The organism is Klebsiella planticola ATCC 33531 (assembly GCF_000735435.1).
GTDB lineage: Bacteria > Pseudomonadota > Gammaproteobacteria > Enterobacterales > Enterobacteriaceae > Klebsiella > Klebsiella planticola.
This window is the reverse complement of record NZ_JMPP01000024.1, coordinates 145,982-158,790: the sequence shown is the minus strand read 5'-3', so window position 1 is coordinate 158,790 and position 12,809 is coordinate 145,982. Positions and strand designations below refer to the sequence as shown.

General features: G+C 56.1%; 9 protein-coding genes. 3 read left to right on the top strand and 6 right to left on the bottom strand.

The genetic code is table 11. The features are described 5' to 3' along the window. Positions 1-157 precede the first annotated feature (157 nt). Complete coding sequence (locus GRPL_RS13935; RefSeq protein WP_032686674.1) at positions 158-1,405, top strand: SulP family inorganic anion transporter; 1,248 nt, start codon at positions 158-160, stop codon at positions 1,403-1,405. Here the strand turns inward: GRPL_RS13935 and mgtE are convergent. From mgtE to ompK36, 6 genes are all read right to left on the bottom strand, one after another. Then, positions 1,368-2,804, bottom strand: coding sequence for a magnesium transporter (gene mgtE / locus GRPL_RS13940; protein WP_032686673.1), 1,437 nt, complete (start codon positions 2,802-2,804; stop codon positions 1,368-1,370). The genes GRPL_RS13935 and mgtE overlap by 38 nt on opposite strands. Before the next feature lie 143 nt (positions 2,805-2,947). Beyond that, entirely contained in the window at positions 2,948-4,591 is a 1,644-nt protein-coding gene (locus tag GRPL_RS13945) for a multidrug ABC transporter permease/ATP-binding protein (protein WP_032686672.1), read from the bottom strand. Between the two features lie 69 nt (positions 4,592-4,660). Then, on the bottom strand, positions 4,661-5,317 hold the full coding sequence (gene alkB / locus GRPL_RS13950) for a DNA oxidative demethylase AlkB (RefSeq protein WP_032699097.1): 657 nt from the start codon (positions 5,315-5,317) through the stop codon (positions 4,661-4,663). Then, positions 5,317-6,381: a bifunctional DNA-binding transcriptional regulator/O6-methylguanine-DNA methyltransferase Ada gene (gene ada, locus GRPL_RS13955; RefSeq protein WP_032699096.1), complete on the bottom strand. Its 1,065-nt coding sequence runs from the start codon at positions 6,379-6,381 to the stop codon at positions 5,317-5,319. Before ada ends, alkB begins: the two co-directional genes overlap by 1 nt. Positions 6,382-6,453: 72 nt before the next feature. Then, on the bottom strand, positions 6,454-7,506 hold the full coding sequence (gene apbE / locus GRPL_RS13960; RefSeq protein WP_032699095.1) for an FAD:protein FMN transferase ApbE: 1,053 nt from the start codon (positions 7,504-7,506) through the stop codon (positions 6,454-6,456). Between the two features lie 103 nt (positions 7,507-7,609). Then, positions 7,610-8,701 carry a porin OmpK36 gene (ompK36, locus tag GRPL_RS13965; RefSeq protein WP_032699093.1) on the bottom strand — a complete coding sequence of 364 codons (1,092 nt, stop codon included), beginning with the start codon at positions 8,699-8,701 and terminating at the stop codon, positions 7,610-7,612. A 775-nt stretch (positions 8,702-9,476) separates the two neighbouring features. On the opposite strand from ompK36, the gene rcsD reads away from it, so the two are divergent. Both rcsD and rcsB read left to right on the top strand, forming a co-directional pair. Then, a complete protein-coding gene (rcsD, locus tag GRPL_RS13970) occupies positions 9,477-12,134 on the top strand; it encodes a phosphotransferase RcsD (RefSeq protein ID WP_032699091.1) in 2,658 nt (885 codons plus the stop codon). 16 nt (positions 12,135-12,150) lie between these two features. Further along, positions 12,151-12,801 (top strand): response regulator transcription factor RcsB, encoded by a 651-nt coding sequence (gene rcsB, locus GRPL_RS13975; protein ID WP_002913007.1) that lies wholly within the window; start codon positions 12,151-12,153, stop codon positions 12,799-12,801. Positions 12,802-12,809 lie beyond the last annotated feature (8 nt).

Genomic DNA, 12,809 nt, shown 5'->3' with positions numbered 1-12,809 from the left:
TTTTGAGATCTGTTATAAAAATGTTTAATAAATGTGTACGCTAAATCATATTTTGTACTGGTATATGTCACGTCCACGCGCTATCATCCCCTGTTTTGTGACAGACCGCACACAAGCTCAGGCTCGTGGCTCCGGTTTATCTACCAGCGAAACGCTTATGCATCAGGCCACCAACCACGTACCACCCTCTTCGAACGGCGCTCTTCGCCATGTATTACGCTCGCCCTCGCTGCTGACCCGCGAAGCGCTGGCTGGCGTACTCACCGCGCTGGCCCTGATTCCAGAGGTTATCTCCTTCTCCGTGATTGCCGGGGTTGACCCGAAAGTCAGCCTGATTGCGTCCGTTGTGCTCTGCCTGGCGATGTCGGTTCTTGGCGGCAGACCGGCTATGGTCACCGCTGCGGCGGGGTCGGTGGCGCTGGTGATTGGCCCTATGGTGCATCAGCACGGCGTCGGCTATATCCTGCCTGCTGTCATTTTGGCTGGTATTATTCAAATTTTGTTTGGGTTGTGCGGCATGGCCCGGCTGATGCGGTTTATTCCGCAATCGGTGATGACCGGTTTTGTGAATGCGCTGGGAATACTGATCTTCTTTGCCCAGCTGCCGCATTTCTGGAGCACACGGCCACTGATCATCGGCCTGTTCGTGCTGACGCTGCTGATTGTGCTGTGGGCGCCGCGCTATATCAAAGCCATCCCTTCGCCGCTAATCGCTATCATCCTGCTGACCTTGTTTACCGTCACCACCGGCCAGCTGCTGCCCACCGTCGGTGATGAAGGCAGCATGAGCGGCGGACTGCCCGGATTTACCGCTCTGCGGGTACCGCTCGATCTGCACACGCTGAACATTATCTGGCCCTGCGCATTGAGTATCGCCTTCGTTGGGCTGCTGGAGTCGCTGCTGACGGCTAAACTCGTGGATGATCTGACCCACACGCCATCCAGCAAAGCGCGCGAGAGTACCGGGCTGGGCATCGCCAATATTCTCGCCGGACTCTACGGCGGTATCGCCGGCTGCGCCATGATCGGGCAGACCATCGTTAACGTCGAAATGGGCAAGGGCCGAAGCCGCGTCTCAACCGTTGCGGCAGGCCTTGTACTGCTGCTGCTGGTGACCGCGCTGAGTGAAGTGATGGCTAAAATTCCGATGGTGGTGTTGGCCGGAGTGATGGTGATTGTGGCGGCAAAAACCTTCAGCTGGCATAGCATTCGTCCGGCGGAAGTGGCGCGTCATCCGTGGCCGGAGACGCTGGTCATGCTGGCGACCGTCGGCGCGACGGTCGGAACCAGCAATCTGGCCATTGGCGTTCTGGCCGGACTGGCAGTGATGGCGCTGATTCCCCGTCGCCTGCGCAGCAGGCCGGCGCTTACATCAGAAATATCGTCGCCAGACCGAGAAAAATAAAGAAGCCGCCGGTGTCGGTAATCGCGGTGATCATCACGCTGGAGCCGACCGCCGGATCGCGCCCCAGCTTGACCATCACCATCGGGATAATCACCCCCATCATCGCGGCCATCAGCAGATTCAGCATCATCGCCAGCGTCATCACGCCGCCCAGCTGCGGGTCCTGATACAGCCACCAAGTGATCGCTCCCATGATCCCGCCCCACACCAGGCCGTTAATCAGCGCGACGCCCATCTCGCGCATGATCAGAAACGAAAAGCTGCCGGGCTGGATGTGCTGTAACGCCATAGCGCGCACGATCATGGTGATCGTCTGATTACCGGTATTGCCGCCGATCCCGGCGACGATCGGCATCAGCGAGGCAAGCGCCACCAGCTGTGAAATAGTGTGTTCAAACCCGTCAATCACCCGCGAGGCGATAAAGGCGGTGCACAGATTAACCGCCAGCCACGCCCAGCGGGTCTTCACCGCTTTACTGACCGGCGCAAAGACATCCTCTTCGCTGCTCAGGCCGCCCATGCCGCGCAGATCGCTGTCCGTCTCTTCATAGACGACGTCAACGATCTCATCGATGGTCAGACGCCCCATCAGCTTCCCTTCCGCATCAATCACCGCGGCGCTGATCAAGTCGTCACGTTCAAAAGTACGCGCCACCTTTTCAGCCTCTTCATGCGGCTGGAAGGTAACCGGGTCCCCTTCCATGACGTCGCCGACCCGTTTTTGCGCATCATTGAGCAGAATCGTTTGCAGCTGAAGCTCACCCAGCAGAAGCTTATTGCGGGTGGTCACAAACAGCTTATCGGTGTTCTCCGGCATTTTGCCCAGCCGCCGCAGGTAGCGCTGTACCGCCGCCAGCGTCATTTCCGGACGCACGACAATCACTTCGAACTCCATGATTGCCCCGACGGTATTGTCGGCGTAGCGCATAATCTGGCGGACACGCGCGCGCTTTTCCGGCGGCATCGTCGCCAGTAAGCGGCCGGTCAGGTTACGCGGCAGGTGCTGAACCAGATAGACCTGTTCGTCGATATCCAGGGTTTGCAGCGCGTCGAGCAGCTCGTGGTCGCTCATCTTATCGATGAGATCGCCCCAGACGTTTTCCGATGCCTCGAGCAGCACCTCGCCGCGTTTGTCGTTGCTGACCAGCTGCCAGAGCGCATTACGCCCGTCGTACGGCAGCGCTTCGAGGGCATCGGCAAGGTCCGGCGGCGGCAGGTGAGAAACCAGCACCTCGACCTCCGCCAGATCGTCTGCCAGCGTACCGTCGTCATAGCGTTCAGCGAGAGTGAGTTTTCCCAGCAGCGCCGAGGTCACGGCTTTATCGGTGGTCAGCAGCCAGATAAGACGGGCACGCTCTTCATCACGTAATCTGGCACTTTTTTTATGCGAAACGGACATCGGTCAGGCAATCCTTTTGAGAACATGTGGCAGGCCAGGAGCCATAAGCATAGCGCGGGGAGGGAGAAAAAATAACCGTCGCCCCGTTCAGGCGGCGGAAAAATCAACAACCGCGCCGCCGGCGAGCCGGGCGACGCGGTCAGTCAGGCGGTGCGAGCCACCGCATCCCGGGTAGCCAGCTCGCGCTCTTCTCCCGTCAGCTCTGTCAGCTGGCCGCCTCGCATCTCCAGCAGGCGGTCGGCATGCTGGAAGTAGTGATCGTCGTGGCTAATGGCGAAAACGGTTTTCCCCATCTGCTGCATCAACGGCAGCAGCAGCTGGTAAAACTCGCGACGGAAATGCGGGTCCTGATCCGCCGCCCACTCATCAAGCAGGATGATATCCCGCTCCTCCGCCAGCGCCAGCAACAGCGCCACGCGTTTTTTCTGCCCTTTCGACAGCTTCAAATCGACAATCCTGCCGTTATCCAGCTGCAGTTTGTGCGTCATTTTCAGGTACTCCATCCACTGGCCGACCAGCGCAGGGTTCGCCGCTTTCCCGCCAGGCCCCAGCAGCCGATCGAACAGCCAGACATCGGTAAAGACCGCCGAAAAAAGCTTGCGGTAATCTTCGGGCTTGTCCGCCGCAAGGGGCTGGCCATCCAGCAGAATCTGCCCGGAAGCCGGTTGATACAACCCGGTCAGCAGCATCGCCAGCGTGGATTTCCCGCTACCGTTGCCGCCAATTAAAAACACCAGCTCGCCACGCTGCAGGGTCAGGTTAATCGGCCCGACGGCAAAGCTGTTATCCGGATAGTGGAAGCAGACGTCGCGCAGCTCCAGAGTCTGCCAGTGCGGGTGCGGTTCCGGCTGCGGGAAGTCGGCGCGATACGGTGTCAGCGAGAAGGTATTCAGCTTGTTGAACGCGACCTGGGCGCTGAGCAACGTCGGCAGCGCTCCGACCGCCGAGAGCAGCGGCGTGCGCAGGAACAGCAGCGTCAGCGAGTAGGTCGCCGCCACCGCGGTATTCGCCCAGCCGAGGCTGTTTGCCATCCAGAACACCAGTCCGATGGCCCCCAGCATCATAATATTCGACCAGTTCACCGCGCTGAGATGGAACGTATCGGCGCGGATAATATGGTGACGATATTCGCGGGCATCCGGCAGATACAGTTGATTAAACACGTATTCCGCGCGTTCCCGGTTGAGGGTTAGCTCTTTGCGCCCTTCCAGCACCGTCTGGTAGTCGTGGTACAGCTTGTCTTCGGTTTCCCGCAGCGTCGCCATATGCCGGTAGACGCGAGCCACCAGCACAAACCCGCCCCAGATGGTCAGCGCCATCCACAGCGCGGTGACCATCATCATTTTGCCCGACAGCCACGCCAGGTAGGCGGCGGAACCAACGGTCAGGATAATCCCCTGCACCAGCTCCGGCAGGCGAACAAAAGCGATGGTGATATTACGAATGTCGCTGGTTAAACCGGCGAGCAGCGAAGCGCTACCGATCTTCTCGACCTTTTCGATTTGGCTATCAAGGATGCGCTTGATAAATTCGCCGCGCAGGCGGAAGACAAAATGGTGTCCCAGGGTGGTCAGAGCCAGCTGGGAACCCAGCGTCACGACCATCAGCAACAGCAATAAACCGAGAAATTCCGGCAGCACCGCCAGCGAGGTATCGACCACGGTCATCAGGCGCAGATTAATAAAGGCAATAAGCCCGAGTCCCAGCGCCGCGCTGAGCAGACTCAGGGCAATGACGGAGATAAACGGCCAGCGATACTGGCGCCAGACAAGCAGCAGAAGTTCCATAACTCACAATCCGGGCAAGCAAAACAGCCAGCAGTTTAAACTGCTCGCCAATGACATCAAGAATAATTCTTATTTTTGTTCTTTCGCGCCGGCCAGACGGAAGGTGAGATTATAACGGCAGACGCCGGTCTGCGGATGGTTGCCCTCTTTCAGCGGCTGGATACCGTGGTAAAACAGGCGCGATTCTCCGCCCCAGACCACCACATCGCCATGCTCCAGCAGCACGCGCTGCAGCGGATCGCTGCGCCGCAGACCGCCAAACTGAAACACGGCGGGCAACCCCAGTGACACCGACACAATAGGCGCCCGCAGATCGCGTTCATCTTTATCCTGATGCAGAGACAGCTTTGCCCCGGGCTGATAGCGGTTAATCAGACAGGCATCAGGAGCAAAACGGAGATAGCCGCAGGCAAGCGCCGCCTCCGCAGCCAGTTCGCGAAAGATCGTCGGCATCGACGGCCAGCGCTGACCGGTTAACGGATCGTCGGGGGCATAGAGGTAGCCGTGCATATCGGTGGTCCAGCCAACTCTGCCACAGTTGGTCATCGCCACCGACATGGTATAGCCTCCCGGCGTCACCATTTGACGAAACGGCGACCGGCTGGCGACCTGCATTATCGCCTGGAGCAACGCCGCCGCACGCGGGTGGGCGAAGCGCCGCAGAATGGCGGCCCCCGGCGCCAGCGGCTCCTGCCAGGGAGGCGTATCGGCGAATAAATCGAGCATCACTTCTCCTCGGTTTGTGCTTCCCGGGCCAACAATTGCGCTTTGCGGGCCGTTCCCCAGCGGTAGCCTGAGAGCGCCCCGCCCTCACGGACCACCCGATGACACGGGATAACAATGGCCAGTTTATTGGCCGCGCAGGCGCCTGCTACGGCTCTCACCGCACGGGGTTGGCCAATGCTCTGCGCGACCTGACGATAGCTGCGGGTCTCTCCTGCCGGGATCTGGCGCAGCGCCTGCCAGACGCGCTGCTGAAACGCGGTGCCGCGCAGATCCAGCGGTAGATTAACCGCCTGGTGAGGATCGTCCAGATGGGCGAAAACCTGGGCTACCCGCTGGCAAAAATGCGCATCTCCCGGCAGAAGCCGGGCGTGAGGAAAGAGGCAGGATAACGCATCAAGCAGCGCCGCGTCCTCTTCCCCCGGTAAAACGGCGCACACGCCCCGGTCACTTTCTGCGACCAGGCAGCGACCGACCGCACAGTCGCCGACAGTATAGACAATGTCGGTATCCTCACCGCCGCGGCGAAACTGACGGGCGGTCATACCTAGCGCGGCATCCGCCTGACGATAATAGCTGCTGCCTCCGGGAAAGCCTGCCGCTAACACGGCGGGCGTCACTTTTTCACCCTGCCCCAGCGCTTCGCGCAAACGTCGTGCACGCCATGCCTGCTGCCAGGCTTTCGGCGTCATTCCGGTGACGGATTTGAATAAACGATGAAAATGAAAGGGGCTGACCGCCAGCTCCTGTGCCAGTGTCTCAAGGGTCACCGGCGCTTCCTGTTCCAGCAGGCGACAGGCCCGGGTAACTTTGTCCACCTTCTGTTGCTGCGGATCGCTTCTATCCGGCTGGCAGCGCTTACAGGGACGAAAGCCATCGGCGATAGCCGCCTCAACACCGGGGTAAAAGCGCACATTCTCCCGCAGCGCTCGCCGCGAACGGCAGGACGGGCGGCAACAGATACCGGTGGTCAGTACGGCAAAGACAAACTGACCATCGGCTCGCACATCACGATCGCACACCGCCTGCCAGCGGCGATCGTCGGTATCAGCAATTATCGGTTTCATAACGGACTCCTGCTTTAAGTGTATCGTCAGTCTGAATCAGCGCCCGATGAAAAAAACCCGAAATCTTGCTGTTTAATTCTTTTCGCCAACCAGGAAAGTGCGGAACTGCGGCGACATCCAGGTTTTAAACCCGTCGCCCTCTTTGATGATCATGTAGACCGCCAGCCCCTGCTGGCGCACCACTTCCTGCGCCCTTTCCGGCCCCAGCACCATCAGGCCGGTATCCCAGCCGTCCGCTTCCAGCGCCGTCGGAGCGATAACCGTGACCGAGACCAGTTTATGATCGATCGGCCGGCCGGTTTGCGGATCGATAACGTGGGAAATACGTTTACCGTCCAGCTCATAGTAGTTGCGGTAGCTGCCGGAGGTGCTGATCCCATGTCCGTTGATATCAACAATCGCCTGTACGGCATTCTCGCGATCGGTGGGTTTCTGGATGGCCACCCGCCACGGCTGCCCGTCGCCGTTCATCCCCCGGCTGACCAACGCCCCGCCGACCGAAACCAGGTACCGGGAAATGCCCTCCTGCTCCATCAGGCGAGCCAGATGATCGGCGGCATAGCCTTCGCCAACGGTGGAGAGATCGACAAACAGATCCGGGATGTCTTTTTGCAGATATTGCCGATCCGCGTGGTTAATGACCGTCAGATGCTGGAGCCCCGTGCGCGCTTTCGCGGCGGCGATCTGCTGAGGATCCGGCGTTTTAACCGGTTGCTTGTCGGGGCCAAACCCCCAGAGGTTCACCAGCGGCCCCACCGTAATATCCATGGCGCCCGCGGTTTTTGCGCCGATGCGCAGCGAGAGGGTAACAATATCAGCCATCGCTTCGCTGACCGGCCACGGATCGGTCGTGGTGGCATGGTTAAAGCGCATCAGCGCAGAATCGTTTTTCCAGGTGGAGAGCAGGCGATCGTCGGCATCGAGCTGCGCCTGGACCTTCTGTCGCAGCGCCTCGGCTTTGGCTTCATCAACGCCAATGACGCTGACCCGCCAGAATGTGCCCATCGTCTTACCATCCAGCACGGTCGCGGCACTTTTTGGCGCAGTGGGGGTGGTGGCTGAATCGCAGCCGGAAAGCAGTACGCAGACGCTGAACAGTGCGCTACGGAAAAAAGTGATATCCATAAAATCAGGTTCCTCTTGCTAAGGCAGCAAGATTACACCAGCGAGGTTAAACCGGGCATAAAAAAAGGCGCCAGAGGCGCCTTTTTTCGTCACTTCAACGTGCTTAGAACTGGTAAACCAGGCCCAGAGCAACCACGTCGTCGGTAGAGATACCGGCGTTACGGGTGAAGCTGTTGTCGTCCAGCAAGTTGATTTTGTAGTCAACGTAGGTGGACATGTTTTTGTTGAAGTAGTAGGTCGCGCCTACGTCAACATATTTCAGGATATCCTGGTCGCCGTAGCCTTCCAGATCCTTACCTTTAGACTGCAGGTAAGCAACGGACGGACGCAGACCGAAGTCGAACTGGTACTGAGCAACCACTTCGAAGTTCTGTGCTTTGTTAGCAAAGCCCAGGGAACCAGCGCGAGTTGCGTTGTAGGTCTGGGTGTACTGAGTTGCCAGGTAGATGTTGTTCGCGTCGTATTTCAGGCCGCCGGTGTAGGTTTCAGCGTGGTCGCCTTCACCCAGAACCAGTGCGTTCTGATCGTCGGTACGCTTGGAGTTAGCGTAAGCGAAACCAGCGCTGATGCCGTCCCAGATGTCATAAGTTACGGAAGTACCGAAACCGTCGCCGTTCTGTTTCAGAGCGCCACGACCGTTGTTGGTTGCGCCTTCGCCGCTAACGCTGCCGTTTTTACCCTGGTACTGCAGAGCAAAGTTCAGGCCGTCAACCAGACCGAAGAAGTCAGAGTTACGGTAGGTTGCAACGCCGTTAGCACGGGACTGCAGGAAGTTGTCAGAACCGTAGGTGTCGCCGCCGAATTCCGGCAGAACGTCGGTCCAGGAAGTTACGTCGTAAACAACGCCGTAGTTACGACCGTAGTCGAAAGAGCCCGCGTCGCCAAATTTCAGACCAGCAAACGCCAGACGAGTCCATGCCTGATCGCTGGAGCTTTCAGTGTTGTTCGCCTGAACGTTGTATTCCCACTGGCCGTAACCGGTCAGCTGGTCATTGATCTGAGTTTCGCCTTTAACGCCTACACGCATGTAGGTCTGGTCGCCGTCAACGCTCTTGTCGTCAGAGAAATAGTGCAGACCGTCGATTTTACCGTACAGGTCTAATTTGTTGCCGTCTTTGTTATAAATTTCAGCCGCATTCGCTGCGCCTGCTACCAGCAGAGCCGGTACCAGGAGGGACAGTACTTTAACTTTCATGTTATTAACCCTCTGTTTGTTATATGCCTTTTATTATTGCCACTGCTTACTGATTACCCTTCTAATCAGTCGGCTATATTCATTGTGCTGTAAAATGCAGAATAATCCAACAAGAATATGATACGAAAACTTCTAAGGTGTTTCAAAATGCGCACAAGATGTTTCAAATTGTAAACGCAGGGGAACTTTTCTTCATCGCTAAAAAGCACTAAAATAAGCACCAATAATCAAGAAAATAAATTTTCTCAATGAAGTTCATGCAGTTACACGTTGTTTCATGTATAGCACTGAATGACAAAACAAAATCCACCCCGGCGACTAGAATAACTCTCGCTATCATCATTAACTTTATTTATTACCGTCATTCAGTTCTGAATGTCTGTTTACCCCTATTTCAACCGGATGCCTCGCATTCGGTTTTTTTTTACCCTTCTTTACATAACTTTAATTACCCTGCGATATCCATGGAAAAAAATAACGGTTATTAATCAATCACCTCGCAAGTGAGTAAAGTCTTATCGAGATAATTTCTTGTTATTTAGTGCTATTTATTGCGTAAAACAGGTAAATAATTGTACAAGGTTCGCCTTGTTGTACATCTCATTGCGCCCGCTCTTTTTAAGATAATTCTCAGGATTAAAAAAAATTGCAGAACCGCAATCTGTAGTATGGATTTGATAAATTAGCCTTTATACTGCTTAGCGTATTCACTCTGCTAGCAGCTACCTGGGGCGATGCCCTGCTTACAAACCTTGATGAGTCGCTCCGTCACACGATGACCCAGAAAAAATTTTCCCTGATGCCAGGCAGCATCACCCGCTTCTTCGTTTTAATGGTCATCGTCCTGCTGGCGACGATGGGTGTTATGATCCAAAGCGCGGTCAATACCTGGCTGAAAGATAAAAGTTATCAGGTCATTGATGTCAGCCACGCGCTGCATAAACGCATCGATACCTGGCGCTACGCAACCTGGCAGATTTACGACAATATCGCCGCCACTCCGTCCAGCACCGTCAGCGATGGCCTGCAAGAAACGCGGTTGAAGCAGGATGTTTACTACCTGGAAAAACCGCGGCGCAAAACCGAAGCGCTGATCTTCGGATCCCACGACAGCTCCACCCTGGAGATGACGCAGAAAATGTCCAGCTACCTCGACATCCTGTGGGGAGCGGAAACCATCCCCTGGTCGATGTACTATCTGAATGGTCTGGATAACAGTCTGATCCTCGTATCGACGCTGCCGCTGAAAGACCTGTCATCCAGCTTTAAAGAGTCAACGATTACCAGCGTGGTTGAATCCCGTCGCGCAGAAATGTTGCTGCAGGCGAACACCCTGGACGAGAGGGAGACCTTTTCCTCCCTGCGCCGCCTCTCCTGGCAAAATGGCCACTATTTCACCCTGCGCACCACCTTTAACCAGCCGGGCCACCTGGCGACGGTTGTCGCCTTTGACCTGCCGATTAACGACCTGATTCCGCCCGGCATGTCGCTGGATAATTTCCGTATTGAACCCGACCCGGCGCAAAGCGCGGTCAGCAACCCGGAAAAAGAGACCGCCGATAGCGTCAATATCGACTTTAACGGTGCGCGGATTGAGATCATCACCAGCATTAGCACCACCGGTATGCGCCTGATCTGGGTGGTTCCCTTCGGTTCACTGCTGCTGGAGTCCCTGCAGAATATTCTCCTGCCGCTGCTGCTGATTATCGGCCTGCTGGCGTTAACGCTGTTCGGTTTCACGACGTTTCGTCATTTCAACGGCCGCGGCCGTCAGACCGGTACCGCCGTCTCTTCCGCGGCCAATAGCGAATTGCGCACCCTGCGCGCCATTAACGAAGAGATCGTCTCGCTGCTGCCGCTGGGGCTGCTGGTCCACGATCAGGAAGCCAACCGCACAATTATCAGTAACCCGATAGCCGATCATCTCCTGCCGCACCTCAATCTGCAAAACATCACCAACATGGCCGATCAGCATCAGGGGGTTATTCAGGCGACGATCAATAACGAGCTGTATGAAATACGCCAGTATCGCAGCCAGGTTGCGCCGCGGACGCAGATCTTCATTATTCGCGATCAGGACCGGGAGGTTCTGGTCAATAAGAAACTGAAACAGGCCCAGCGTCTGTATGAGAAAAATCAGCAGGGGCGCGTTGCATTTATGCAGCATATCGGCAGCGCCTTAAAACAGCCGGCGCAAAGCCTGGCCGAAGAAGCGGCAGCCATTGGCATTGCCCAAAGCCTGCAGCTTGCGCAGCATGCGGATCAGCTGGTACAGCTGGTTGATGAAATTCAGCTGGCAAATCTTCTGGAGAGCGACAGCTGGAAAAGTAATCCTGGACTGTTCTCCATTCAGGAGCTGATCGATGAAGTGGTGCCTGAGGTGCTGCCGGCCATTAAACGTAAAGGTCTGCAGCTGTTGATTAACAATGCGCTGCCGGCCAACGAACAACGCTATGGCGATCGCGATGCGCTACGCCGCACGCTGCTGTTGCTCATTCAATACTCGGTGACCACGACGCAAATTGGCAAAATCACGCTCGAAGTGAGTAAAGATGAATCCGCAGACGACCGGCTGACCTTCCGTATTCTGGATACCGGCAACGGCGTTTCCGGCAACGAAATCGACAATATGCACTTCCCGTTCCTGAACGAGACCCAGTCCGACCTGTATGGTAAAGCCAACGCCCTCACCTTCTGGCTCTGCGATCGTCTGACGCGCAGGCTTGGCGGTCAGATGAATATCAAGGCGCGTGAGTCGCTGGGAACGCGTTATTCTCTCCATCTCAAAATGGCGGCCAGCGAAGAAGAGAGCGACTCCGGCGAGCATCTGCTGGATGATGTCGTGGTGATGCTGGATATTACCGCCAATGAGGTTCGCCGGATTGTGGTGCGCCAGCTCGAAAGCTGGGGAGCCACCTGCATCACGCCGGATGAAAGGCTGACAAGTCAAGAATACGATCTCTTTTTAACGGATAATCCGTCTAATCTTACTGCTTCGGGCTTGCTTTTAAGCGATGATGAGGTCGGGATACGCAAAATTGGCCCAGGCCAGCTGCGTGTCAATTTTAATATCAGCACGGCAATGCAGGAAGCGATTCTGCAACTGATTGAACAGCAGCTGGCGCAGGAAGAGGGACAATCCACCTCTGCGGGAAGCGAGAGTAACGCCGAACTCCATGCCAGCGGCTATTACGCACTGTTTGCCGACACAGTTCCGGATGATGTTAAGAGGCTGTATACTGAACTGGCAACGAGCGACTTAGCTGCGCTGGCGCAGACAGCGCACCGCCTCAAAGGGGCGTTTGCTATGCTTAATCTGATACCCGGCAAACAGTTATGTGAAACGCTTGAGCATCTGATTCGCGAGAAAGATGCGCAAGGCATAGAAAAATATATCAGCGACATTGACGTTTACGTCAAGAGCTTGCTGTAGCAAGGTAGCCTAATACATGAACACTATGAACGTAATTATTGCCGATGACCACCCGATCGTACTGTTCGGTATTCGTAAATCCCTTGAGCAAATCGAATGGGTCAACGTAGTCGGCGAATTTGAAGATTCAACGGCACTTATCAATAATCTTCCTAAGTTAGACGCACACGTTTTGATTACCGACCTGTCGATGCCTGGCGATAAATACGGCGACGGGATCACGTTGATCAAATACATCAAACGCCATTTCCCGGATCTGTCTATCATCGTTCTGACGATGAATAACAACCCGGCGATCCTTAGCGCTGTGCTGGATCTGGATATCGAAGGGATCGTGCTGAAACAAGGCGCCCCGACCGATCTGCCTAAAGCGCTGGCGGCGCTGCAGAAAGGCAAAAAATTCACTCCGGAAAGCGTTTCGCGCCTGCTGGAAAAAATCAGCGCCAGCGGTTACGGCGACAAGCGCCTGTCGCCGAAAGAGAGCGAAGTGCTGCGCCTGTTCGCCGAAGGGTTTCTCGTGACCGAGATTGCCAAAAAGCTGAACCGCAGCATTAAAACCATCAGCAGCCAGAAGAAATCGGCGATGATGAAGCTGGGCGTGGAAAACGATATCGCGCTGCTGAACTATCTGTCTTCCGTTTCTCTGAGCGCCACCGACAAAGAGTAACGCTGCCT